Origin of the sequence: Micromonospora haikouensis (assembly GCF_900091595.1) — a bacterium.
Taxonomy (GTDB): domain Bacteria; phylum Actinomycetota; class Actinomycetes; order Mycobacteriales; family Micromonosporaceae; genus Micromonospora; species Micromonospora haikouensis.
Genome location: NZ_FMCW01000015.1, coordinates 63,768 through 88,361 on the forward strand (window position 1 = coordinate 63,768; position 24,594 = coordinate 88,361).

A 24,594-nucleotide genomic window follows, 5' to 3' on the forward strand; every position below is an offset into this window, starting at 1 on the left:
CGAAAGGCTATACCAGGCTGTCCCGCGACACGCCGAAAACACCCCGATGAACTGGGACGTTACGGTTCCGTCACCTAACTCCGGTTCGTGCCGGCGGCGTCACCCGCGCCTCAGCGGCCCCGCTCCGCCGCCGCGGCCACCTTCGCCAGCAGCAGCGCCTCGGCCGCGCAGACCCGGGCGAACTCGCCGAGGTGCAGGCTCTCGTTCGGGCCGTGCGCCCGGGCGTGCGGGTCCTCCACCCCGGTCACCAGAATCGCCGCCTGCGGGAACATCTCCTGGAACGTGGCGATGAACGGGATCGACCCGCCGATGCCGATGTCCACGGGCTCGGTGCCGTCCCAGGCCGTACGGAAGGCGTCGCGGGCCGCGTCGAACATCGGGCCGGACGCGTCGATGACGCACGGGGCACCGTCGTGCTCCAGCGTCACCGCCACCCGGGCGCCCCACGGGGCGTGCTTCGTCAGGTGCTCGCGCACCGCCGCGTACGCCCGCTGCGGGTCGTCGCCCGGCGCGAGCCGCACGCTCAGCTTGGCCTTCGCCGCCGGGACCAGGGCGTTCGGGGCCTCGCCGGTGGCCGGGGCGTCGATGCCGAGCACGGCCAGCGCCGGCTTGGTCCAGATCCGGTCGGTGATCCGGCCGGTGCCGATGAGCGACACGCCGTCGACCAGCCCGGCCTCGGCCCGGAACCGGTCCTGCGGGTAGTCCACGGTCGCGCCCTCCCGGCCGGACAGCCCGGCGACCGCCACGTCCCCGGCGTCGTCGTGCAGCGTCGCCAGCAGCCGGACCAGCGTCGTCAGCGCGTCGGGCACCGCGCCGCCGAACATGCCGCTGTGCACGGCGTGGTCCAGGGTGCGGACCTCCACGAAGCAGTTGACGATGCCGCGCAGCGACGTGGTCAGCGCCGGCACGCCGACGTCCCAGTTGGCCGAGTCGGCGATCACGATCACGTCCGAGGCGAGCGCGTCGCGGTGCTCGGCGAGCAGCCGCTCCAGCGAGTCCGAGCCGTACTCCTCCTCGCCCTCGACGAAGATCACCACGCCGACGGGGAGCCGGTCACCGAACGCGCGCAGCGCCGCGACGTGCGCCATGATCCCGGCCTTGTCGTCGGCCGCGCCCCGGCCGTAGAGGCGGCCGTCCCGCTCGACGGGCTCGAACGGGTCGGACTCCCACAGCGACAGGTCGCCCACGGGCTGCACGTCGTGGTGGGCGTAGAGCAGCACGGTCGGCGCGCCGGGCGGGGCGGCCCGCGTCCCGATCACCGCCGGCTGCCCGCCGGACCGCACGATCCGCACGTCGAGGTCGCAGCCGCGCAGCAGCTCCGCCACCGCCTCGGCGGACCGCTCGACGTGCGAGTGGTCGAAGCCGTCGAAGGCGATGCCGGGAATGCGGACGAGTCGTTCCAGGTCGGCGCGGACGCCGGGCAGTTCCCGCGCGACGGCGGCCCGCACCTCGGCGTCGGACATGATCGGTGAGGTCATGACCGGCATCGTATGCCGGCCTTACCGAGGCCGGCGGCGGACGTACTCGGTGCCGGGGTCGTGCGGCACGTCCGGCGCGCCGTCGACGACCAGGTCGACCGCGTCGGCCGTGCCGTCGGCGGCGAAGTGCGCGCGCTCACCGACGTGCCAGCGGCGCAGCTCGGGCAGGATCCCCGGCCCGTCCCGGGCGACGGCCCGGGTCAGCCGCAGCTCGGCGGGCGCGGTGACCAGCACCGACAGGGTCAGCTCGGGCCGGACGGCCGCCCGCGCCGCCGACACCCCCTCGACGATCACGACACCGGCGGGCGGGACGGGCACCTCGCCGGGCAGGAAGCGGTGCCGCACCCAGCTGTACCGCCGGTAGGACCCCGGCTGACCGGCCCGCAGCGGGGCGAGCACCCACCGCTCCAGCCGGGACCAGAAGGTGAGCTGGTCGGGCCAGCCGTCGAGCAGGTCGTCGGTGTGCACCACCGGTGGTCGCCCGCCGCCGGGCAGCGCCGCCAGGGCGTCCGCGAGGCGCGCCGCGAAGAGGCTCTTGCCCGCGCCGCTCGGCCCGTCGACCGCCACCAGTCGGGTACGCCCCAACCGCGCCGGCCCGGCCAGCACCCGCCGGCCCAGCCCGGCGTACGTCTCGACGACCGGCACCCCCACGGCCCCGACGCTAGCGGTCCGCCCCGGCGGGCACGTCGGCCGTACGTCGTCCGGTCGAACCGAGGCCGTTTCGTTGCGCGGAGTCCCCGGGCCGCAGGCATGATCGTGCCGTGCGCCACAACGTGATGAGCCCGGGCATCGACGCCCTGCTGGAACAGGCCCGTTCGGGGGTCCGCCGGCTGACCCCGCACGAGACGGTCGAGGCGGTACGCCTCGGCGCGCTGCTCGTCGACACCCGCACCGATGCGCAGCGCCGGGATCAGGGCGACCTGCCCGGCGCGGTCGTCATCGACCGGACGGTGCTGGAGTGGCGGCTCGATCCGGCCAGCGAGTGGCGCATCCCCGAGGCCACCGGGTACGACCGGGAGATCGTGGTGGTGTGCCGGCAGGGCTACAGCTCCAGCCTGGCCGTGGCGAGCCTGCGGACGCTCGGCCTGCACCGCGCCACCGACCTGGTCGGCGGCGTCGAGGCATGGCGGGAGGCGGGGCTGCCGATGTCCGACCGCCCCGCCGACATCCGCTACTGACCGCCCGCTCGCTACTGACCGCCCGCTGGCGGTGCTGGCCGGGCGGCGGTGCTGGGACCGGGCGGCGGTCAGGCCGGCTCGGTCACCCGGCCCAGCCAGTGGGCCGCCTCGGCCTCGGTGAGCGCCCCGTCGACCGTCAGGGCCGCCGACATCAGCGGGAACCGCCGGATGTTGTTCCAGCTCCGCTGGTACGGCGGCGGGTCGAGGACCACGACGCGGGCACCCTCGAAGAGCGGGATGTCCGCCGGGGCGCCCTCGTTCCAGATCCACTTGCCGTGCCCGTCGACCAGGTTGAAGCTGCCCACGACGGTGCCGCCGAACCGGTCCTCGGGCGCGTCGGTGGCCACCTCCACCCAGGCCGGGTCGACGGTCAGCCCCTCGATCAGCCCCCGCTCCGCCGGGCCGGCGAGCGCCCCGGCCAGCAGGGTGTGCAGCTGGAAGTTGTCGGCCACCCCGTCGATGGTGACCCGCCAGCCCCGGCCCGTGGCCCGGTGCAGCACCAGCAGCCGCTCGCCGTCGAGCACCCGCAGCAGGCCCAGGACGCACTCCAGGTCGGGCCGCTCGCCGGCCAGCCCGGCACCGACCTCCAGCAGCCGCTCCCGGTGCGGGAACGAGGCGCGCACCGACGCGGACTGCTGCAACAGGGTGATCACGGGCATCGCCCAGGTGCCGGCCGCGTACCAGCCCTGGACCGCGTCGATGGCGGCGGCCTCGTCGTCGCACGCCTCCGTCAGGGCGGCGAGCGCGTCGTCCATCGTGGCGGTATCGTCGGGGTCGGGCAGGGCGTCGTCGCCGCGTACCCGCTGCCAGCCGGAGCGGAAGCGGTGCGCGCCGGCCAGCGCGGCGGCGAGCCCGTCGGCGGCCGGGGTGACCAGCTCGTCGGGGCGGGCCCCCAGCTCGACCAGCGCGCCGCAGAGGACGGAGAACTGGCCGCCCGCGCCGGTGCCGAGCTGCGGCAGCAGCGCCACGCACCGGGGCAGCACCGCGTCCAGCTCCGCCACGGACGCCTGCTGCGCCGCCTGCCAGACCCGCGCCACGGCCCTGGTCATGGCGTCACCGTCGCGCCCGCGCACGGCCGCCTCGACGTCGGCGACCCGGTCCGCCAGCTTCCCCCTGCGATTGAAGATCATCGGCGCAGCCTAGCGAGCGCGCCGGGCCCCGACGGCCGCCGACGGGGGTGGCGGCGACCCGGGATCCGACTCGCGGTCGCCGACCTGCGCGTGTCCGGACATGTGCGACACGTCACTGCCGGCGAGGTACCCGGGAGCCGGTCGGCGCGACGCTCGCTCCGCATGGCCGGAGCCCGTTTCGGCGCGGCGCGCCGGGTTCCGGGTGGGTTCGGCGCGACGCGCTGGATGGCTGAGGGCCGGGTCAGCGCGGCGCTCCGGATGGCTGGGGTACCGGGTCAGCGCGGCGCTCCGGGTGGGACGAACGGCAGGCCGGCGGGCGGACCGGACTCGATCAGCCGCCACAGGGCCGCCGTGTCGAGGTGCTCCTCGACCAGGTCGCCGAGCAGGTCCAGGGAGCGCTCGCGGGCGGCGGCGAAGCTGGTGTCCGGGGCCACCCGGAACCCGGTACGGCCGGCGAGGCGGGCCGCCTCGGTGAGGAACCGGCGACGGAACGCGTCGGACTCGAAGGCCCCGTGCCAGTGGGTGCCGCACACCGCGCCGCGCACGGCCCCCTCGCCGGTGCCGTCGGCGTACGCCAGCAGGGGCGGCAGCCCCGGGTCGGCCGACGAGACGTGCCCGTGGTGGATCTCGTACCCCCGGACCGGGACGCCCGGGTCGGCGGCGGCGGTGCCGGCGGCCTGCCGGACGGTCTTGCGCGCGGCGAAGGTGACCTCGACCGGCAGCAGGCCCAGCCCCGCGACGCTGCCCGCGCGGCTCTCCACCTCGTCGTGCACGGCCCGGCCGAGCATCTGGAAGCCGCCGCAGATGCCCAGCAGCGGCTTTCCGGCCGCCGCGTGCGCCGCCACGGCGTCGGCCAGCCCGGTCTCGCGCAGCCAGGCCAGGTCGGCCACGGTGGACTTCGAGCCGGGCAGCACGACCACGTCGGCGGCGGCCAGCTCGGCCGGCTCCACGGTCAGCCGGACCCGGACGCCGGGCTCGGTGGCCAGCGCCTCCACGTCGGTGGCGTTGCTGATCCGGGGCAGCCGGACGACCGCCACGTCCAGCCAGTCCGTGCCGTGCGGGGCCGCCGGCCGACCGAGCACCCGGCCGTACGCAAGCGAGTCCTCCGCGTCCAGCCACAGGTCCAGGTGCCAGGGCAGCACCCCGTACGTGGGGCGCCCGGTGACCCGGGCCAGCATGTCCAGCCCCGGCCGGAGCAGCCCGAGGTCGCCCCGGAACTTGTTGATCACGAAACCGGCGACCAGCGCCTGGTCGGCCGGGTCGAGCAGGGCGACCGTGCCGAACATCGAGGCGAACACCCCGCCCCGGTCGATGTCACCCACCACGATCGTGGGCAGCCCGGCGTGCCGGGCCAGCCCCATGTTCACGTAGTCGCCGGCCCGCAGGTTAATCTCCGCCGGGCTGCCGGCCCCCTCGCAGACCACCACCTCGTACGCCTCCCGCAGCTCGGCCAGCGCGGCGAACGCCGCCTCGGCGAGGCGGGGCCGCAGGGCGTGGTAGTTGCCGGCGGTGACCGTGTCGACGGCCTCGCCGAGCAGCACCACCTGGCTGGACCGGTCGCTGCCCGGCTTGAGCAGCACCGGGTTGAACCGCAGGTCGGGGGCGATTCCGCAGGCCGCCGCCTGCATCGCCTGAGCCCGACCGATCTCCCCGCCCCGGCCGTCCGGGCCGACCACCACTGCCGAGTTGTTCGACATGTTCTGCGCCTTGAACGGGGCGACCTTCACCCCGCGCCGGTGCAGCCAGCGGCAGATCCCGGCGGTGAGCACGCTCTTGCCCGCGTCGGAGGTGGTGCCGGCGACCAGCAGCCCCCCGCTCACCTGCCCTCTCCCCCGCCCCACCGGCCCGCCCTCGCCGCCGCGGTCCTCGTCAGGGCGGTCCCCGCCGCCGCCGCGGTCCTTTTCAGCGCGGTCCCCGCCACAGCAGCGCCCGCCGCGGTGGTCCTCCTCAGCACGGTCCTCGCCGCCGCGCCGACCAGCCGGCCGACCGTCACCGGGTAGGCGGCGGCCAGCCCGAGCGCGGCCAGCCCCACCGCCCCGGAGATCCGCGCCGCGCGCTTCAGGTGCCGCGCCTCCGGACGGGGCCCGTCCCCGAGGTACGGCCGCACCTCCGACCGCCCGAAGTAGACGTTGCGCCCGCCCAGCCGCACGCCGAGCGCGCCCGCCATCGCCGCCTCGCACTGCCCTGCGTTCGGGCTGGGATGGTCGTCACGGTCGCGCAGCCACACCCGCCAGGCCCGCCCCCGGTCGCCGTGCGCCGTCGGGGCCACGGCGACGGTGAGCAGGCCGGTCAGCCGGGACGGCACGAGGTTGAGCAGGTCGTCGAGGCGGGCCGACGCGGTGCCGAAGCGGGCGTACCGCGGCGACCGGTGACCGACCATCGCGTCGAGCGTGTTCGCCGCCCGGTAGCCGAGCAGGCCGGGCAGCCCGGCGACCGCCCCCCACAGCAACGGGGCGACCACCGCGTCGGAGGTGTTCTCGGCGACGGACTCGACGGTGGCGCGTGCCAACTCGGGCTCGTCCAGCATCGACGGGTCCCGCCCGCACAGGTGCCCCAACCGGCGGCGGGCCGCCGGTACGTCCCCGCCGCGCAACGCGCGACCCATCACCTTCGCCTCGTGGCGCAGGGTGCGCCCGCCGAGCACCGTCCAGGTGGTGGCGGCCACCAGCACTGCCCGAGCGACCGGCCGGTGCCGGGTGCCCACCGTCGCCGCCGCCCCGACCAGCACCGGCACGCCCACGGCGAGCGCCGTGAACGCCGCACCGGCTGCCCGGTCCGGCCGGTAGACGCGCCGCTCCAGCGCCCCGGCCGCCCGGCCGAACCCGGCCACGGGATGCCAGCGTCGCGGGTCGCCGAGGAGGGAGTCCAGCGCGTACCCCGCCACCAGCCCTGCCGCGTTAGCCACGGCGATCGACTGCCGCACCTGGCACCACCTCCGGCCGGCAGCCTAGCCGCCGCTCCTCAGCGGGGCGGCGTCATGCCGCCCGGATCGGGGTCCGGGACCGGGGCCGGGCACCGCTCGGGCGAGGGTCGGCCGGGCCGGGCACCGCTCGGGCGACGTCATGTCGGCGACATGGCGTTATCCCGGCGCCAGGACACCGCCATGTCCCCGACATGATCACTCCTCCGGCCGGAGCCCGCCCCGTGCCGGCCGCCCGACCGGCGTGCGCCCCGTGCCGCGCCTCGGTCAGCCTGCCGCGCTCGGTCGGCGTCCGCCGCCGGGCCGTCAGGCCGGTGCGCCGACCCGGCCCCGACCCCGCCGACCGCGCCGGGTCGGGGTCACCCCGTCGGTCCCGCCGCCAGCCTCCTCGCCGACCTCCTGGCCGGACGGCGCGGAGCCGTCGGATCCGGCCCCGGCGGACAGCTCGTCGTGCCCGGACAGGCCCAACGGGCCGCCGGACGGGGACGGCAGCGGGCCACCGGACGGGGACGGGCCAGCACCGGCCACGCCCGCCCCGGTCAGCTCCTCGTCGTCGCCGAACGCATCCACCCCGCCGAACGGGCGACCAGCGCCACCCGAGCCACCCGAGCCAAGGGCGCCATCCGCGCCGGCACCGCCGCCGATCCCGCCGTCCTCACCGAGCCCGCCGTTGCCGCGGAACCCGCCGTCCCCGTCCTTGCCACCGAACCCGCCGATCCCGCCACTGGCGTCGAACCCGTCGTCCTCACCGAGCCCGTCGTCGTCGCCGGAGCCGTCGTCCAGGTCGTCCCGTTCGTCGAGTTCGTCCAAGCCACGCGGGTCGAAGGAGGCGCGGGCCGGGGCGAAGTCGTCCGGCTCGAAGTCCTCGTCGTAGGGGCGGCCCTCCGGCCCGCTGGGGGCCTGCCCGCGCGGGACCCGCTCGGTCGGCTCGCCGTGCACCCGGCTCTCCGCCTCGGCATCCTCGACCGTGCTGGTGGCCACGTTCGGCCGGTTGCGCAGGAACCGCCCACGCCCTCGGGACAGGTCGTGGCCGACGGCGACCGCCTCCAGCTCGTACACCGTGCGGTGGTTGCCCGCGTCGTCGGTCCAGTCGCGCGTGTAGAGCCGCCCGGCGACCACCACCGGGTCGCCGACCATCACGGAGGCGGCCACCCCCTCGGCCAGCTTCCGCCAGCAGTTGACGCGGACTCGGAGGCTGTTGCCGTCGACCCACCGGCCGCTGCCCCGGTCGAGCCGGCGGGCGGTGGAGGCCACCTTGAAGTTGGCCACGAGCGTGCCGCTCTGGGTGGTACGCCGCCACTCCGGCGCCGTCAGAACATTGCCGACGACCGTTACGTAGGTATCGAACATCGTCCCTCCAAGAAGAGATCGGGGTTGCCATCGTGAGTCGACTCGCCGCCGACACTGGCCGCCCCGGCCAGCCCGCCGCCACCGCGAGGCCGCCGCCTGTGGACAAGCCGACGGCCTGTGGACAAAGACCTGATCAAGCTCGGATGTGCTAGGCCCCCGGCCGGGAAGCGGCACGGGCGACCCGCCAGAGGCGTTTCCGGACGGCCCGTGACTGGGTACAGCTTTGATCAAGCGAGCACCACCGACGGCACGCCGTCCGATCAGAAAGGCCACGGGACATGACTTCCTGCCGACCCCGTACGACCGGTTCCGTCCGCACGGACGGCGAGGCGCAGCGATGAGCGCCGTGGCGAACCCCGCGACCGTGGCCGAGTGCCTGCGCGTCGGGGCCGGTTTCTCCCAGGGCGACCGGAACTGGATCGCCGAGCAGTTCGCGACCCTTGACGCCCGGCTGGCCGGCTTCCACGCCGACGCCACCGAGCTGGAGGTGTCGGTGAAGGACCGGGAGGCGCGGGGGCAGAAGGTCACCCTGGAGTGCTGGATCGCCGGTCGGCAGAAGATCGTGACCACCTCCGCCGAGGAGGACCTGCACGCCGCGCTCAACGACGTCCGCGACGACCTGCGCCGCCGGCTCAACGACGCCAAGACCCGGCAGGAGCCGCGCAACAACAAGCGGCTGCGCGACACCGGCCAGCCCGAGGCGGGCCTGCCTGGCACCGAGCTGGACGACACCGACGCCGACACCGGCAGCGACGCGCCCCGGGCCGACGCCGAGACCGCCTGATCCGATCCCCGCCGGGGAGGTGGTGTCCGCCACGGCGGGCCGCCATCTCCCCGGCGGGGCTACCGTCGGGTAGCTTGCGGGCGTACCGTCGCGGTCGTGGAACCGGATGTGCTGGGGCCGCCGTACGAGCGGCAGACGATCGACCTGGGCACCGACGACGAGGGCCCGGTCGTCGCGACCCTGGTCCGCCGCCGGGCCGACCGGCCGACCCGCCGCGCGGTGCTCTACGTGCACGGGTACGTCGACTATTTCTTCCAGACCCACGTGGCCGACTTCTACGCCGAGCGGGGCTGGGACTTCTACGCCCTCGACCTGCGAAAGTACGGCCGCAGCCTGCTCGCGCACCAGACCCCGAACTTCTGCCGCGACCTCGGCGACTACTTCCCCGAGCTGGACGCCGCCGCGAAGATCGTCCGCACCGACGACGGCCACGACACGCTGCTGGTCATGGGCCATTCCACCGGCGGCCTCGTCATCTCCCTCTGGGCGCACGCCCGACGCGACGCCGGCATCGTCGACGGGCTCGTGCTCAACAGCCCCTTCTTCGACATCAACGCCCCCTGGGTGGTCCGCAGACCCCTCGCGGCCGCCGTCTCGCGCCTGGGCCGCAGCGCGCCGCGCCGCCGCCTCCCCTTCGGCCTCGGCACCGTGTACGGCGAGAGCCTGCACGCCGACCATCGGGGCGAGTGGACGTACGACCTGGCGTGGAAGCCGCTCGCCGGGTTCCCGGTCCGGGCCGGCTGGCTGAACGCGGTCCGCGCCGGTCAGCGGCAGCTCCGCGCCGGCCTCGACATCCCGGTGCCGGTGCTGCTGGCCTGCTCGACCCGCACCTTCCGGGGCACGAAGTGGCACGACTCGGCGGCACTCGCCGACGCCGTCCTGGACGTGGAGCACATGGTCCGCTGGGCGCCCCGCCTCGGCCGGCACGTGACCCTGGCCCGCTTCGACGGCGGCATGCACGACCTGACCCTCTCCGGCCCCGCCGTACGGGAGAAGGTCTTCGTCGAGGTGGGCCGGTGGGCGGAGGCGTTCCTCGCCGCCGGCCCAACGCCCGAGGAGCCGACGCCCAGGGAGCCGACCTCTGGGGAGCCGACGACGTCTGGGGAGCCGGGCGGCGCACCGCCGGCCGAGGAGTCGGCCGACCAGCCGACGCCCGAGGTGCCGGCAAGTCGGGCACCTGCAGAGGCGCCCACGCCGAGCGCGGAGGCCGCCGCAGCGAGCTGACCGGGCGAAACAGGGGTGCCCGCCGGCACCGGGCCGTGCGACGCTGAACGCGCGTCGACGGGCCGCCCCGTCGCGCCGGGCACCCTCGGCGCGGCGGTACCCTCTTGGCGCGAGACCCACCAGCGCGCGCCCGTAGCTCAGCGGATAGAGCAGGGGACTTCTAATCCCAAGGCCGCAGGTTCGAATCCTGCCGGGCGCACAGGTACTTCTCCCATCCGACCGGCTCGCGTAGAGCTATTCGTGGAGCCATCGAGCTACCGTCGGCTCTGTGGCAGGCATGAAGCGGCAGCGCGGCGAGATCATGAAGCTCCCCAGCGGGTCACTCCGCGTAAGGGTCTATGCGGGTGTCGACCCGCTCACCGGCAAGCGGCACTACCTCACCGAGACCGTCCCGGCAGGCCGGAACGCCGAGCGCGAGGCCGAGAAGGTGCGGACCCGCTTCCTCAACGAGGTTGACGAGAAGCGCAACCCGCGCACCCGAGCGACGCTGAACCAACTGCTTGACAAGTGGTTGGACGTCGCCGACATCGAGCCGACCACCCGCATGGGCTACGTGAACAAGCTCAACAAGCATGTCCGGCCGGTGCTCGGCAAGCTGGCACTGACCCGGCTCGACGCCGAGACGTTGGAGTCGTTCTACGCGAGCCTGCGCCGCTGCCGCGACTGGTGCGGCGGGAAGGCGTTCGTGAAGCACCGCGTGGAAGGTGAGCACACCTGCACGGCGAAGTGCCGGCCGCACGTCTGCAAGCCGCTCAGCGCCTCATCAGTGCGCCAGATCCACTGGATTCTCAGTGGTGCGTTCAGCCGGGCTGTCCGGTGGCGCTGGATCGCCGTCAACCCCGCCGGGCAGGCCGAGCCACCCGCGCCGCCGCACCCCGACCCGCAGCCGCCGAACCCGGCCGAAGCCGCGCGCATCATCAACGAGGCGTGGCGCGATCCGGACTGGGGGGCGCTGGTCTGGCTCGCCATGACGACCGGCGCCCGGCGCGGCGAGCTGTGCGCGCTGCGCTGGCATCACCTCGACCTGGCCGCTGGCGTCCTGACGCTGCGGCGCAGCGCCTACCTGGACGAGAACGGCGAACTGCGGGAGAAGGACACCAAGACGCATCAGCAGCGGCGGGTAGCGCTCGACCCGGAAACGATCGAAGTGCTGCGGGAACTGCATGGCCGGTACCTCGACCGCCTGGCCCAGCTCGACGCGGACGCCGATCCCGCCGACTACGTCTTCTCCCCCGAGGTGGACAACAGCCGCGGCTACCGCCCCGACACGATCACCCAGCGGTACGGCCGGCTCGCCGCCCGGCTCGGCATCGCGAGCCACATCCACGCACTGCGCCACTACTCGGCAACTGAGTTGATCAACGCGGGTGTCGACGTGCGAACGGTCGCCGGCCGGCTCGGTCACGGTGGCGGGGGCACAACGACACTGCGGGTCTACGCAGCCTGGCTGTCGGAGTCGGACCAGCGTGCAGCCGGGACCCTAGCCGCCCGGATGCCACCACGCCCCGCCGCGCCTATGCAGCGCACGGCGGAGAACAGCCCGTACCGCGTTATTGCGGCAGAGCTTCGCGAGCGGATCGCGACCGGCGCGCTGCAGTCCGGCGAACAACTCCCTACGGTTGCCGAGCTGGCGGCGGCGCACGGCGTCTCAGTCGGCACCGCCCACCGAGCTGTGGCACTGCTGACGGCGGAAGGTTTGGTGAGCGCTATCCGAGGTCGCCGCGCGACCGCGGCGGGTCCCGAGTGACGCTCACCCAAACCTGGTATCTGCAGTGCTCGACATTGGTTCTACAACGTTCGTCGCGGATCCGACAGCTGGCGGGTGGTCCCGCCCTCACGAGTATGCAAGCGATCCAACGGATCTTGTGGGAGAATCTCATCTCCCTCGCAAAGGAGAGACGCGTGGACTGGACTGAAATTGCCGCCGCAGCAGCAGGCGTATTACTTGGCATAGCCGGAGATCGGTCGCTGATCGCAATCGGCCGAAGGCGAGTGCAGAAGCAGGTACAAAAGGCTGGAGATTTTTCGAGCCAGACTCAGGTGGGCGGCAACTACACCCAAGAGAAGGACCATGTGGAAAGGTAAGCAGCGCCAGTCAGCGGGAAACGATTCCACGCAGATTCAAACCCAGACGCTCGTGGTCGTCCAGGGCGTAACGGAAGAACGTGCTGCCGAAATAGCCGAAATCACCGCAAGAAAGGTGGCGAGTGAATTCACTGCAGACGCCAGAAGCGCCGCCCAGGCGAGAATTGGCAGCTTCGATCAACAGCTAGTGGCAGAATTTGCCACTAAGGGGCTATTGGAGACATTCAGAGACCCCGGATTTCAGATCTTACTAAACAAGGCGCAGATGCAGGCCGCCGCAACGGAAAACGAGGCGGACCACGAGCTACTCACCAAGCTTCTTGCCGAACGCGCCTCAGACCAGCGAAAGCCGATTCATTTAGCAGTAACTCGCGCAGCCGAGGTAATCGATTCTATCGACGAAACCACGCTTGCAGGGATGACCCTTCTATGGTACAGCCTCGACACATTCTCGGCATCGACCGACCCTCTGCAGAGCCTGATCGGTCGAGAGGGAAACTACCACGACCTGCTTAATGCGGGCCCACTACCAAAAGGGACCGCATGGCTCGACGACCTGGATCTATTAGACCTCATAAGCGTCGATCACTCGCAGGCCCGGACCATGAAGCCACTCGAAGACCTTACAATAGACCGGAGACCCGGACTCTTTTCCAGAGGGCTTAATGAGGACGAAGCAAATGAGATGCGGCGCCGACTGGATGCACTAAGCGAGGGCCTCGCTTCGCTAGTAATGCCACATAGTCTCGCTCCGGGCTACTTCAGGATCAATGCCGCAAGCCTGGGTGACCATCGAGAGATTGCAGAAAGGAAAGGACTATCAAGCGGACAGACGAAGCTACTCGAAAAGATATTCGAGGACTGCTCCTGCGGAACAGTCGACCCAGACGTCAAGAAGAAAGCCATAGATTTCATCGAAGGGCTGCCCAATTATTCGAAAATCCGAACTTGGTTCAACGGATTCAACTCGCAGGTCGCCATCAGGATTACCGCTCCCGGAATTGCCATCGCTTATTCGAACGCAAGGAGATTCAATAGTCTCGCCGGACTAGACAAGCTCTCTAACCTTCTAACCAGAAGGCCCTAGGACCGTTTTCCTTGTCCTCGCCTTCTGACTGCCCCTGCCCGCTTCAGCCGATACCAGGCATGATGAGATACATGCGTATGCTGGTGCTCGGAGGAACGTGGTTTGTAGGTCACGCGATCGTGACAGCAGCTCTCGATGCGGGCTGGGATGTCACCACGTTCAACCGAGGCAGCTCCGGGCCAGACGTCGGCGGCGTCCTGGCAGTCCGGGGCGATCGTGCTAGAACTTCTGACATTACCTCTCTGGCCTCTGCCGGCCCTTGGGATGCCGTGGTCGACACCTCGGGCTACGTGCCTAGGAACGTCTTCGGCGTGGCTCGCGCGCTCGCGCCCGTCGCCGATCGCTATGTCTTCATGTCGACGGTCAGCGTCTACCGAGACTGGCCAACAAGGCCACTGAGCGAACGCTCCGACGTGCTCTACTGCTCGCCAGACGCCGGCCCCGACTACGGCACCGATACCGAGGACGGGCCGACCCAATACGGCTACCAGAAGGCCGGTTGCGAGGCAGCAGCAGTAGCCGCGTTCGGAACGGATCGGACCACGATCCTACGCCCCGGTGTGGTGCTCGGCCCGCGTGAGTACGTCGGCCGCCTGCCGTGGTGGCTGCGCCGCGTGGCTGCTGGTGGGAACGTTCTAGCCCCCGGCTCCCCCGACCGCACCATCCAGCCGGTCGACGTACGCGACCTGGCCGCGTTCGCACTCCACACCATCACCGAAGGCTTCTCGGGCGCGTTCAACGTCTGCGCCCCGGTCGACGGCGCCACCTTCGGCGGGCTCCTGGCGGACTGCGCCCACGCAACCGGGTCTGACGCCTCCTTCGACTGGGTGCCCGATGAGGTGTTGCTCAACCACGGCGTCCGGCAGTGGTCCGAGCTACCTCTCTGGCGCACGTTCGACGGCGTTTGGCGCGTCGACACCGCCAGGGCGCAGGCATCCGGCCTACGCTGCCGGCCGCTCTCCCTGACCGTCCGCGATACCTGGCGCTGGATGGTGGAGAGCAGCGAGGCCAGCAGCCACGATCGGGCCGCCGAGATCGGCATCAGTCGGGAGAAGGAAGCTCAGGTGTTGGCCGCCTGGCACCGGTCAGGTGAGCGGACGAGCTGAGGTTTCCGACAACCACGCCGAGATGCGATCGGCGAGCTGGCGCGCGTCCGCGTCTCGGTTCCAAGGCGGCTGGCTCAGGAGGCGCTCTATCCGCGACAGCCGACCGGTCAGCGAGACGTTGCGCTTCTGCGGCGGCAGGTCCAAGACGGTACGCAGCGCTTCGGCTGCGCCATCCTTGTCTTGCATGTGGAGGTGAGCAGCGGCTACGTCGATCTGCGTCCCGTTGATCTGCGAGTACGGCCGCCTGGGCGAGGGCAACGCCTCGTACACCTGCAACGCCTCTCGGGCGTACCTCGCGGCCTGCTCGCCATTGCGGAGGTCAAGCCATGCTGCCGCCGCACATGCCGCCGCCCGAGCCTCGCCGAATGCGAACTCCCCACCGGTAGAGGTGGCGAGTTCGTCGGGTCGCCCCGCTGCTGATTCTCTGTCTCGCTGGGCTGCTTCCAAGACGGCCGCGACTGAATTAGAATCGGCGAGCAGGGCATGAGAGCGGGCAGCAATATAGCGAAGCCTCAGTCTCGGCTCACCCTCCGGTGCCGCTCGCATGGCACGAGCAAAGTAGCTCAGCGCGGAATCAGGCTCGTTTCGCCAGTTGGCGAGAGTCATTTGCAGGCCGTAGGTCCATGCCTTCAGTGACGCATGTCCGGCCAGATCGGCGTACTGCGTCGATGCCCTGGCCAGTGCCGCCGACTCGTTCCAATGCCCGAGGTCGAAGGCGGTAGAGGCCATCAGGGAAGCGCTCTGGCCGATGATCACGTAGAGATCAGCCAGGTCAACAGGCCGACGGGTGCGTTCGACCAACACCCTTGCCTCGTCCCGCAACCGCCGCGCTCCGCTGAACACATCGAAGGCTGCCATGCCTCCCGACCGGGCGAGCAGCGTCACGTCTTCCTGCAAGGATTCGATAGATTCATGCGGCAAAGAAAGGCTCAGTAGCAAGGAATCGTTGGCGACCGAGTCGGCAGCAGCGCTCACGGCATCTACAACAATCCCGCCGCCGCCGGCAATTCCCTCCGGATGCGCTCCGTCGAGCGATTCGAAGAACCGGGACCTAACAGAATCCGAGACGCGATCTAAGGCTGCATTCAGCAGGTCTTGATTCGCATTTCCAGGAACGGTGGCGGGCCGACTATGCCAGTACGCGACCGTCCTTGTCGCGATCCCGAGCCACCCCGCGAACCCCTCGTTAGTCATTCCTGCGGCAGCTTGCAGCGAGCAGGCAAGATTCCCTGTCCACCGACCTACCGTCGCCACCATGGTCTCCCGAGCCTGCAAGTTGCATCGAGTTGCCGCCCGTTGCACTGGCTTTGCATGGGCGCTCCGCCCCTTTTCGACTTCACTGGGTCTCAGCAAGACGAACGGAACACCAACCACAGACTACTGAGGAGACTCCCGTGGCTGAACCCCTCGCCTCCAAGAACGATCGCCCCCGGTTCCGGTCGGTCGCGGATACCGCAGCGATTCTCGGCATGTCGGAGGTGACCCTCTACCGGGCGATTCACGCCGGCCAGTTCCCCGCGATCAAGGTCCGTGGCCGCTTCGTGATCCCGACGCGGGCTATCGACGACATGGAGGCATCGGCGCTGGCGTACGGCCTGGTGGACGCCAGCAACCACACGCTGCGACCCGCTGGGTAACCGCTACCGAGCGGCCCGCTTTGGCCCCGGCGGCGCGGGCGGGACGCTGTGCACCCGTGCGAGCTTCCGGACGTAGGCACCGCTGAACGGCGACAGCCGCTCAACCTCGGCTGGACCGACGCCATCGCGGAGCGCCGCAACCACCGCTGCAACCACCGCTTCGCGTGCGGCTTCATGAGCAGCTTCGGTACGCCGATACCGCTTCGTAGCTGCTGAAAGCTCGTCTCGCGCATCACTCATCGGACCAACATACCGCTACCCCCTTGCGCAACAGACCCGCGTATCGCTACCTTGTTGCGCAACAGAGGCGCGCATCTGAGAGCGCGCCAGAGCAATCAGAAGGGACACGAAGTGACTGAGTCGAACCACTCTCCCGAGATCGAGCCGAGCGCGGCCGACCTCGCCGAGATCGAGCAGGAGTTGCCGCTGATTGAGGCTGAGGTGTTGTTGCTCGACGCGCAGATCATCGTGCTGACCGGCGAGGCCGGTCCGTCCGAGTTGGACTGGCAGCGGCTTCGTCGGGCGCAGCGTCGGGTGTTGCGGGAGGCGCGTGCCCTGCTCGCCATTCGGTCGGCCGCCGGCCGGGCCGCGTAGGCGGTGGCCACGGTGAGCCGTCGATTCCCGATCCCCCGCCCCGCCGATGACCCGCGCTTCACGTTCGGTCTGGCGCTGGACGTGGCGCGCGTGCTCGCCGAGCACGGTTACCCGTCGATGGCCGAGTCCTACGACGGCTGCGGTGCTGACCTGCTGGCGCTGCAAGACGCCCTGTTCGGCCTGATCTACGCCCCCACCGACACCACGGAGGTTCCGTCGTGACTGCCCCCACCATCAACGGCACCCGCTACCCGCAGCCGGTAGAGACGCTGCTGCCGGCCGCCCGCGCCTTGGACCTGCCCGCCGGGCAGCAGTTCCCGTCGCGCAACCGGTTGATGCGGGAGTTCCGCATCGGCGCGGCGAAGGCTGACGAGATCCTCGCCCGCCTCAAGTCCGAGCACGCCACCCGTACCCGGGCCGAGACGCTGCGGACCGCGATGATCGTGCGTGGCGCGCTGCTGACCCCCGAGACGGACACCACCGGCACGGCCGCGCCCCGGTTGGACTACCCGGAGCCGATCGGCCCGGACCCGCTGCCGACCCCGGCCGCACCCGAGTCCATCCCCGTATCCGACCCGGTGCCGGTCGCCCCGGTGGAGATCACGCCGGTCGAGCAGGATGCGCCGGTCAGCGTGGTCAGGCACCCGGACACGACCGCCCCGACCGCCGCCGACGCCGCGCCGGCTACGCGGGTGCGGTCGGCGGTGGCGTGGCCGGTGGTGCTGCTCGCGCTGCCCGCGTTCGTCGCGATCTGGTCCGGGTGGGTCGGGCTCGGCGGGCTGACCGGGTTCGGGATCGTGCACCCGCTGCCCGGGATCGCGGACGGGTTCAGCCTCAACACCGCGATCACGCTCCCGATCGGCGTCGAGACGTACGGCGCGTACGCGCTCTACGTGTGGCTCTCCGGTCGGGTGCCGAACGTGGCGCGCAGGTTCGCGAAGTGGTCCGCGCTCGGCTCCCTCGCGGTGGGCGCGCTCGGCCAGGTCGCCTACCACCTACTCGTCGCCGCCGGCATCACCTCGGCCCCGTGGTGGATCACCACCGCCGTCGCGTGTCTCCCGGTGGCCGTGCTCGGCATGGGCGCCGCCCTGGCGCACCTCGTACGCGCTCACGACTAGCTCTGCCCGGCGGCACAGCCCCACGGCCTAGGAACCAGTGCTGTGCCGCCGGCCCTCACCCCTCAACCCTCACGGACATCAGGAGAGACCACCATGTTCGCAGACCCGACCGGCACCCGCGCCGCCACGTTCGCTGCCGTGTTCGTCGCCCTCTACGTCGCCCACCAGGTCGCCGACCACTGGGTACAGACCCAGCATCAGGCCGACTGCAAGGGCCAGCCCGGATGGGCCGGCAGGATCGCCTGCGCCGCCCACGTCACCACCTACACCCTCACCGCGCTGATCGCCCTGCTGTTCCTGATCGCCGGCACCGGCCTACGCCTCGACCCCTCCGGCGTCGCCGTCGGCCTGGCCGTGTCGGCGGTCACGCACTACATCGCCGACCGGCGCACCCCGCTCCAGCGCATCGCCGCCGCCCTCGGCTCCGCCCGCTTCTACACCCTCGGCACCCCCCGCCCCGGCCACGACGACAACCCCAGCCTGGGCACCGGCGCCTACGCCCTCGACCAGTCCTGGCACATCGGCTGGCTGTTCGTCGCCGCCCTGTTCTGCGCGGTCTGACCGCCCCCGTAGGGCATCCGCCCACCACCGGATGCCCACGCGGAGGCCGCCAGACCAACTGGACGGCACAACCGGGAGGACAACCACCGTGAAGTGCAAGGACTGCGGCAAGAACACCAACGACATCGTCACCACCAGCCGGGGCCCCCTCGCCCGGTGCGAGTGCGGCGGCTGGACGAAGGTCAACAGCTCGACCGGCGTCAACATCACCGGCGACATCAACGTCAACGGCACCTGCGCGATCGGCCCCGGCGCGGTCGCCATCGGCAAAACCGGCAGCAAGAAGGACAAGAAGAAGGGTCGCCGCTGATGGCCGCCCGGTGCCGCTGCTGCGGCGCAACCGACAAGTAGCCCTGCCCGGCGGCGCGGCCCCTCGGCCTAGGAACCGTGCCGCGCCGCCGGCCCTCCCCGAATCGACAGCCGACCACGGAGGAACACCCATCATGACGTCCCCCCACGATGACGACCGGTTCGACTGGCAGGCCGCCGAAGCCGACGTGACCTCCGGCCCTGACGCTGAGGTGGTCGACCTGGACGCCGCCCGCGCCGCCCGCACCACCCCCGACCCCGCCGACAGCAGCGACAGCGGCGGCGGGCCGCTGCTGGTCGACTCCGCCGACGCGCAGCGGTCCCCGCGGTTCACCCTGTCGGGTGCGCGGGCGGGGCAGCGTCGCCCGATCCTGCCCGCCTGGCTGCGCTCCCGTGCCGAGCTGGTCGACGTGATGCGCTGGGCGGTAGGGCACCTGCTGCACACCTCCGCCTACCACGGGCTGCGGGTGCCGAAGTACGTCGGCAAGCTCGCCTTGCGTTCCCCGGCCGGCGCCGCCCGGCTCGCCTCGGGTGGGGTGCGGTGGGTGTTCGACTGGGAAGGCGAGCACCTGCGGCAGTCGACGTCGCAGACCCGCGACGGTGAGCTGTACCTGAAGCTGTCGAAGCAGCGTGACCGGCGGGTGCGGTGGCGGGGCATCGTCGCCACCTTCACCCTGTCGATGTCCCTGGCCGGTGGTGTGGCCGTGGCCCTGGCCCCGGGATGGGCGCAGTGGGCGATACCCGCCCTGCTCGTCACCCTGTGCGGAATGGTGGGACAGCCGGCCGACAAGCCGCTGCTCGACACCGCCGTGGTCATCCCCCGCGTCGCCCGCCTCACCTCCGACGTGGTCGTGCGCGCCCTGGCCGTGCTCGGCATCGCCGGCATCACCCAAGCCATCGCCAAGCAAGGCACCAAGGCAATCGCGTTCACGGCCCCGATCACCCGCGACGGCCCCGGCTGGCGAGCCGACATCGACCTACCCCCCGGCGTCACCGCTGGGGACGTGATCGAGCGGCGGGATCGGCTCGCCGCCGGCCTCACCCGGCCTCTGGGCTGCGTGTGGCCGGAGGGGCAGCCGGAGGTGCACCCGGGGCGGTTGCTGCTGTGGGTGGGCGATCAGGACATGGCCGCGACGCCGCCGAAGCCGTGGCCGCTACTCAAGGCGGCCGGGGGTTTCGATCTGGGGCGGCCGGTGCCGTTCGGTACCGACCCGCGCGGGCGGATCATCTCCTTCGAGCTGCCGTACACGAACGTGCTGATCGGGTCGATCCCCGGCTACGGCAAGACCGCCGCCACCCAAGTCCCGCTGCTCGCCGCCGCCCTCGACCCCTACGCGGAACTGTGGTGCTTCGACTTCAAAGGCACCGGCGGCTTGGACCCCCTCGAAAAGGTGTCGGCGCGGTACGCGTCGGGGCAGGACGACGACACCGCCGAGCAGGGCCTGATCGCGTTGCGGGAGCTGCGCAAGGAATGCCAGCGCCGCGCCGCCGTCATCAAGGGCCTCCCCAAGACGGTGTGCCCGGACAACAAGGTCACCCCCGACCTCGCCCGCCGCCGCAAGCTTGGCCTGCACTGGCTCGTGGTCGCCCTCGATGAGGTGCAGGAACTCTTCTCGCACCCGGAGTTCGGCAAGGAAGCCGGCGAACTGGCCGAGAAGGTCATCAAGCTGGGTCGCGCCCTGGGCGTCATCCTCGTCGTCGCCACCCAACGGCCCGACGCGAAGAGCCTGCCGACCGGGGTCAGCGCGAACGCGGGTACCCGGTTCTGCCTGCGCGTCATGGGACAGATCGAGAACGACATGATCCTCGGCACCTCGGCGTACAAGAACGGCATCCGGGCGACCATGTTCGCCAAGAAGGACAAGGGTGTCGGCTACCTCGTCGGCGCGGCCGACGACGCCCAGATCGTCCGCACGTTCTACATCGACGGGCCCACCGCCGAGAAGATCACCGACCGGGCACGCGCTCTACGTGAGGCTGCCGGGACGTTGACCGGTCACGCGGTCGGGCAGGCCCCGGCCACCCCGGCGGCGCGGCGAGACACGCTGCTCGACGACATCCTCACCGTGGTTCCGGTGACGGAGCCGAAGGTGTGGGCCGAGACCCTCACCGAACGCCTGGCCGACCTGAACGCGGACGCGTACGGCGACCTGACCCGCGACCAGTTGACCGCCGCGTTGAAGCCGTACGGGATCACCACGGGGCAGGTGTGGGGCACCGACCCGGCCACCGGCAAGGGCGCGAACAGGCGCGGCATCGACCGGCAGCACATCGCCGACGCGGTCGCGGAGCGTAACAAGCGGCGGGGAGACAAAGCCGCCTAACCCGGACAGCCGTCGGGTGCTAGGTCTAGCGGCACCCCCCGCTAGACCTAGCACCCCCGCTAGCACCACATCCCAACCCTGGCCAGCGCCCTAACAACTAGCGGCGACGGCCCTCTACGCCCCCGATCCGGCCTGTGGAGGCATTTCGTGACCCCCATCCTGCTGCTCGCTAGCCTCGCCGCCCTCGTATACGCAGCGTCATACCTGGCCGTGTGTGCGGTGTCCCCGTGGGGACGCTGCCACCGCTGCCGGGGCCGGCGCTCTCACCGCACCGCCATCGGCACCCGACGCGACTGCCCCCGCTGCGACGGCACCGGCATCCGCGTCCGCACCGGCCGTCGACTCCTCGACCACATCCGCACCGAGCACCGCGACGGCCAGCAGTGACCGCCCGCCGCATTCAGCGCCGTCGCACCGCCGGATGGCGGATGCCCGCCGGTGCCGTCTACGTCGGCCGGCCCTCCCGCTGGGGCAACCGCTTCGGTGCCGACAACACCCGCGCCAGCCGGGCCGGCGCGGTCGCCCTGTTCCGGCGCTGGGTCGCCGAGCACCCTGAGTACGCCGCCGCCGTCCGTGCCGAGCTGGCCGGCAAGACCCTGGCCTGTTGGTGTCCCCTCGACCAGCCCTGCCACGCCGACGAACTCCTGCGCATCGCGAACGAGGTGACCCCGTGACCCGCCCCGGCCGCGACGGTCACACCGGTTGGTGTGCCCGTGGCCACCGCTGCAACCTCGGCGAACACCGATCGGCGGAGATCGTGGTCGACCTGCCCGGCCACGCCCGCGCCGTCCTCGTCCGCGTACGCGCCAGCGACGGCCGCGAACACGCCGAGATCCGCGTACGCATCGCCCTGGCCGACGTCGACCCGGCCGCCCGCCGCCAGCTCGGCACCCTCCTCGCCGGCCTCCGCGACCTCGTGACCCACACCGCCGCGAACCGGAAGCCGCGCCCCGGCCGCGCCGCCGCCTGACCTACCCCCGTCCGCCTCACGACAGGAGCACGTCATCGTGACCCGACCACCCGCGCACGACCACGCCGCCGAACAGGCCGTGATCGGCGCTGCACTGCTCAACCCGTCCGTCGTCGCCGACCTCGCCCCCACGCTCGCGCCGGCCGACTTCCACCGGCCCGCCCACGGGCGGCTGTGGGAAACGCTCTGCGCCATGCACGCCGCCGGGGAACCCGTCGACCCGATCGCCCTGGCCGCCCGCCTCGCCGCAACCGGCGACCTCGCCAAAGTCGGCGGCGCACCGTACCTGCACACCCTGATCGCGGCCGTGCCCACCACGGCGAACGCCGGTCACTACGCGCGGATCGTGGCCGACCATGCCCGCCGCCGCCAGGTCGCCGACCTCGGCACCTACTTCGCCGAGAAAGCCGACCAGGGCGCCGACGTCGCCGACGTCCTCGCCACCGGCCGCGCCATGCTCGACCACGCCGCCACCGGCACCCAATGGGCACCCCTGATCCCGCTCGGCGACCGCCGACACCTCCCCGCCTTCCCCGCCTACGTACTGCCCGACTGGGTCGCCGAACACGTCTACGCCGTCGCCGAGTTCACCCAAACCCCGGTAGACCTCGCCGGCTGCATCGCCCTCGCCGCCCTCTCCACCGCCGCCGGAGGCCGCGCCGAAGTCGAAGTACGCGGGTCCTGGCGCGAACCGACGAACCTGTTCACCGTCGTCGTCCTGCCGCCCGGCTCCCGCAAGTCGGCGGTGTTCGCCGCCATGACCGGGCCGCTGCTCGCCGCCGAGAAGACCCTTGTCGAACGGACCAAACCGGCGATCGTGGAAGCCGAACTCGCCGCCCGCGTCGCCGGCAAAGCCGCCGAGAAAGCCGCCATCGCCGCCGCGAACGCCGACACCACCGGCCGAGACACCCTGCTCGCCGAGGCGACCGCCGCCGCGATGAACGCCGACGCCGTCACCGTCCCCGTCCTACCGCAACTCGTCGCCGACGACGTCACCAGCGAAGAAGCCGCGTCCCTGCTCGCCGAGCAAGGCGGACGCCTCGCCGTGCTCTCCCCCGAAGGCGGCATCTTCGCCACCATCGCCGGCCGCTACTCCGGCACCCCCAACCTGGAAGTGTTCCTCAAAGGCCACGCCGGGGACATGCTGCGCGTCAACCGACGCTCCCGCGCCCCCGAACACGTCGAACACCCCGCCCTCACGTTGGGCCTGGCCGTGCAACCCGACGTACTGCGCGACATCGCCGACATGCCCGGCTTCCGCGGCAAAGGACTCCTCGCCCGCATCCTGTTCAGCCTGCCCGAGAACACCGTCGGCCGACGCAAGATCGGAGCCGACCCGGTACCCGAACCCATCGCCACCGCCTACGCCGCCAACCTCGGCGCCCTGGTCGCCACCCTCGCCGAATGGACCGACCCCGCCGTACTCCCGCTCACCCCCGAAGCCAACGAACGGGTGCTGGACATCGAACGCGCCGTAGAGCCACGCCTCGCCCCCGGCGGCGCGTGGGGACACGTCGTGGACTGGGGCAGCAAATACACCGGCGCGGTGGTCCGCATCGCCGGGCTGATCCACCTCGCCGAACACCTCCGCGACGGCTGGGGCAAGCCCGTCACCGCCGAGACTGTCGAACGGGCCGCGCTACTCGGCGAGTACTACGCCGCGCACGCCCTGGCCGCGTTCGACGACATGGGCACCGACAAGACCACCCGCTACGCCCGACACGTCCTCGCCTGGATCGAACGCACCAGCTCGGCGACCTTCACCAAGAAGGAGCTGTACCGGGCCGTCCGCAGCCAGATCCCCACCGCCGCCGACCTCGACCCCGTCCTGTCACTACTGGAGATCCACGGGTACGTGCGTCAGCTTGACCCGCCCGTCCGCACCGGTGCCGGACGGCCACCGTCGCCCGCGTTCCTCGTCCACCCCGACGTGTACCAGACCACCGGCACCGTCCACCCCTCCCCGCGACGGTCGGCCGCAGACCCGCGTAGCCCACTGGTCTAAATGGCCGCAATGGCAGAAACCCCGCTGAGTCGGGGTTTCTGCCATTCTCGCCATTTAGACCAGCGACCGACTGATGCCGCCACGCCCGCCCGCTGCTGCGAGCGGTGGCCCCTCTCGTCGTCCCACTGGTCTCCGGCCAGGTCGGATAGACGACAACGCTAGGTTGGGCGGTTCCCTTTGCGTCCCTCCCGCAGCCAGGCAACGGCACTGCCCGCTGCCACCAAGGTGCAGGCCCCGAAGGTCACGGGCACCCACCACGGCCCGTCCGGGTCCAACGCCGAAGCGACCGTCAGCCATAGGCAGAGGAGCGCAAGCACCAACCAGGCGATCGCGAACCAGGGCCTACCTCGTTGAGCTGCCAAAACGATCCCCTCACATAGACTGAGACTCCGGCAATGAGCCGCCTTAGCCTACGGGCTGCCCTGTGCAACATCAGCTCAGGAACCGTGTTGATTACTACGTTCTGCAACGACACCCTCAATCAACCAGCACCGTCCGTATCCATCGGATGCTCGACTGCGAGTTCTGCTACCCAACATGGACTGCCGAACCGGGAAGGCCGCGGGCGCAGTTCTGGAAGCACCGGGACAGTGCTCTGAGCTGGGTCCTACCATGTCGGTCACCTGACGTGTGATCCACGGCCCCGCTAGTCACAACGAAGGGAAGGCGCGCATGTCGAAGTCAGAACCCAAGAAGTGTCTCTTCTGCGGAAGCACTCGCGCGATCACCAAAGA

Annotated in this window: 21 protein-coding genes, 1 tRNA gene and 4 pseudogenes; 19 read left to right on the forward strand and 7 right to left on the reverse strand. The window is 71.4% G+C overall.

Annotated features, from left to right (window positions below):
- Nucleotides 1-110: 110 nt before the first annotated feature.
- Both GA0070558_RS16855 and GA0070558_RS16860 read right to left on the reverse strand, forming a co-directional pair.
- Entirely contained in the window at nucleotides 111-1,463 is a 1,353-nt protein-coding gene (locus GA0070558_RS16855) for a dipeptidase (protein ID WP_176734246.1), read from the reverse strand.
- Nucleotides 1,456-2,129, reverse strand: a pseudogene (locus GA0070558_RS16860) (uridine kinase family protein); the annotation flags it as partial. The gene GA0070558_RS16855 and the pseudogene GA0070558_RS16860, both read right to left, overlap by 8 nt.
- A 125-nt stretch (nucleotides 2,130-2,254) precedes the next feature.
- Between GA0070558_RS16860 and GA0070558_RS16865 the strand changes: the two are divergent.
- Entirely contained in the window at nucleotides 2,255-2,656 is a 402-nt protein-coding gene (locus GA0070558_RS16865) for a rhodanese-like domain-containing protein (protein ID WP_043966639.1), read from the forward strand.
- A 68-nt stretch (nucleotides 2,657-2,724) separates the two neighbouring features.
- Here GA0070558_RS16865 and GA0070558_RS16870 read toward each other — a convergent pair whose 3' ends face one another.
- From GA0070558_RS16870 to ssb, 4 genes and pseudogenes are all read right to left on the reverse strand, one after another.
- A complete protein-coding gene (locus GA0070558_RS16870) occupies nucleotides 2,725-3,786 on the reverse strand; it encodes a hypothetical protein (RefSeq protein ID WP_091280956.1) in 1,062 nt (353 codons plus the stop codon).
- A 275-nt stretch (nucleotides 3,787-4,061) separates the two neighbouring features.
- Nucleotides 4,062-5,606: a cobyric acid synthase gene (locus tag GA0070558_RS16875; protein ID WP_091280960.1), complete on the reverse strand. Its 1,545-nt coding sequence runs from the start codon at nucleotides 5,604-5,606 to the stop codon at nucleotides 4,062-4,064.
- Between the two features lie 131 nt (nucleotides 5,607-5,737).
- Nucleotides 5,738-6,709: pseudogene (locus GA0070558_RS16880) on the reverse strand (cobalamin biosynthesis protein); the annotation flags it as partial.
- 741 nt (nucleotides 6,710-7,450) lie between these two features.
- Nucleotides 7,451-8,056 (reverse strand): annotated as a pseudogene (gene ssb / locus GA0070558_RS35220) (single-stranded DNA-binding protein); the annotation flags it as partial.
- Between the two features lie 337 nt (nucleotides 8,057-8,393).
- Here ssb and GA0070558_RS16890 point away from each other — a divergent pair.
- From GA0070558_RS16890 to GA0070558_RS16910, 7 genes and pseudogenes are all read left to right on the forward strand, one after another.
- Nucleotides 8,394-8,840, forward strand: a complete 447-nt coding sequence (locus GA0070558_RS16890) for an HPF/RaiA family ribosome-associated protein (protein ID WP_077938645.1) — start codon at nucleotides 8,394-8,396, stop codon at nucleotides 8,838-8,840.
- 96 nt (nucleotides 8,841-8,936) lie between these two features.
- A pseudogene (locus GA0070558_RS16895) lies at nucleotides 8,937-9,923 on the forward strand (alpha/beta hydrolase); the annotation flags it as partial.
- A 267-nt stretch (nucleotides 9,924-10,190) separates the two neighbouring features.
- Nucleotides 10,191-10,263, forward strand: a tRNA-Arg gene (locus tag GA0070558_RS16900).
- Nucleotides 10,264-10,341: 78 nt separating this feature from the next.
- Nucleotides 10,342-11,811 (forward strand): tyrosine-type recombinase/integrase, encoded by a 1,470-nt coding sequence (locus GA0070558_RS16905; protein WP_091280970.1) that lies wholly within the window; start codon nucleotides 10,342-10,344, stop codon nucleotides 11,809-11,811.
- A 155-nt stretch (nucleotides 11,812-11,966) separates the two neighbouring features.
- Nucleotides 11,967-12,149, forward strand: a complete 183-nt coding sequence (locus GA0070558_RS32850) for a hypothetical protein (protein ID WP_141722227.1) — start codon at nucleotides 11,967-11,969, stop codon at nucleotides 12,147-12,149.
- Nucleotides 12,136-13,236, forward strand: a complete 1,101-nt coding sequence (locus GA0070558_RS32855; protein WP_141722228.1) for an LPO_1073/Vpar_1526 family protein — start codon at nucleotides 12,136-12,138, stop codon at nucleotides 13,234-13,236. The genes GA0070558_RS32850 and GA0070558_RS32855 overlap by 14 nt, the downstream gene beginning before the upstream one ends.
- Before the next feature lie 71 nt (nucleotides 13,237-13,307).
- Nucleotides 13,308-14,342 (forward strand): NAD-dependent epimerase/dehydratase family protein, encoded by a 1,035-nt coding sequence (locus GA0070558_RS16910; protein WP_091281191.1) that lies wholly within the window; start codon nucleotides 13,308-13,310, stop codon nucleotides 14,340-14,342.
- Here the strand turns inward: GA0070558_RS16910 and GA0070558_RS16915 are convergent.
- Entirely contained in the window at nucleotides 14,322-15,536 is a 1,215-nt protein-coding gene (locus GA0070558_RS16915) for a hypothetical protein (RefSeq protein WP_256091984.1), read from the reverse strand. The two genes, GA0070558_RS16910 and GA0070558_RS16915, sit on opposite strands and share 21 nt — an antisense overlap.
- A 200-nt stretch (nucleotides 15,537-15,736) precedes the next feature.
- Here GA0070558_RS16915 and GA0070558_RS16920 point away from each other — a divergent pair, with 200 nt between their 5' ends.
- The 11 genes from GA0070558_RS16920 to GA0070558_RS16970 all read left to right on the forward strand — a co-directional run bounded on the left by GA0070558_RS16920 (nucleotide 15,737) and on the right by GA0070558_RS16970 (nucleotide 23,860).
- Nucleotides 15,737-15,979 (forward strand): helix-turn-helix domain-containing protein, encoded by a 243-nt coding sequence (locus GA0070558_RS16920; RefSeq protein WP_091280973.1) that lies wholly within the window; start codon nucleotides 15,737-15,739, stop codon nucleotides 15,977-15,979.
- A gap of 351 nt (nucleotides 15,980-16,330) precedes the next feature.
- Nucleotides 16,331-16,573 (forward strand): DUF6284 family protein, encoded by a 243-nt coding sequence (locus tag GA0070558_RS16925; protein WP_091280976.1) that lies wholly within the window; start codon nucleotides 16,331-16,333, stop codon nucleotides 16,571-16,573.
- 12 nt (nucleotides 16,574-16,585) lie between these two features.
- Nucleotides 16,586-16,795, forward strand: coding sequence for a hypothetical protein (locus tag GA0070558_RS16930; RefSeq protein WP_091281198.1), 210 nt, complete (start codon nucleotides 16,586-16,588; stop codon nucleotides 16,793-16,795).
- Nucleotides 16,792-17,691, forward strand: a complete 900-nt coding sequence (locus tag GA0070558_RS16935) for an ABC transporter permease (RefSeq protein WP_091280980.1) — start codon at nucleotides 16,792-16,794, stop codon at nucleotides 17,689-17,691. Before GA0070558_RS16930 ends, GA0070558_RS16935 begins: the two co-directional genes overlap by 4 nt.
- 93 nt (nucleotides 17,692-17,784) lie before the next feature.
- Nucleotides 17,785-18,252, forward strand: a complete 468-nt coding sequence (locus GA0070558_RS16940) for a DUF3307 domain-containing protein (RefSeq protein ID WP_091280986.1) — start codon at nucleotides 17,785-17,787, stop codon at nucleotides 18,250-18,252.
- Between the two features lie 88 nt (nucleotides 18,253-18,340).
- Nucleotides 18,341-18,562: a hypothetical protein gene (locus GA0070558_RS16945; RefSeq protein ID WP_091280989.1), complete on the forward strand. Its 222-nt coding sequence runs from the start codon at nucleotides 18,341-18,343 to the stop codon at nucleotides 18,560-18,562.
- A gap of 133 nt (nucleotides 18,563-18,695) precedes the next feature.
- Nucleotides 18,696-20,885 (forward strand): P-loop NTPase family protein, encoded by a 2,190-nt coding sequence (locus GA0070558_RS16950; RefSeq protein ID WP_091280993.1) that lies wholly within the window; start codon nucleotides 18,696-18,698, stop codon nucleotides 20,883-20,885.
- Between the two features lie 147 nt (nucleotides 20,886-21,032).
- Complete coding sequence (locus GA0070558_RS16955; RefSeq protein ID WP_091280996.1) at nucleotides 21,033-21,272, forward strand: hypothetical protein; 240 nt, start codon at nucleotides 21,033-21,035, stop codon at nucleotides 21,270-21,272.
- 41 nt (nucleotides 21,273-21,313) lie between these two features.
- On the forward strand, nucleotides 21,314-21,559 hold the full coding sequence (locus GA0070558_RS16960; protein WP_439709608.1) for a DUF4326 domain-containing protein: 246 nt from the start codon (nucleotides 21,314-21,316) through the stop codon (nucleotides 21,557-21,559).
- Complete coding sequence (locus GA0070558_RS16965) at nucleotides 21,556-21,855, forward strand: hypothetical protein (RefSeq protein WP_091281002.1); 300 nt, start codon at nucleotides 21,556-21,558, stop codon at nucleotides 21,853-21,855. Before GA0070558_RS16960 ends, GA0070558_RS16965 begins: the two co-directional genes overlap by 4 nt.
- Nucleotides 21,856-21,892: 37 nt before the next feature.
- Complete coding sequence (locus GA0070558_RS16970) at nucleotides 21,893-23,860, forward strand: DUF3987 domain-containing protein (RefSeq protein ID WP_141722229.1); 1,968 nt, start codon at nucleotides 21,893-21,895, stop codon at nucleotides 23,858-23,860.
- Nucleotides 23,861-24,594: the final 734 nt, after the last annotated feature.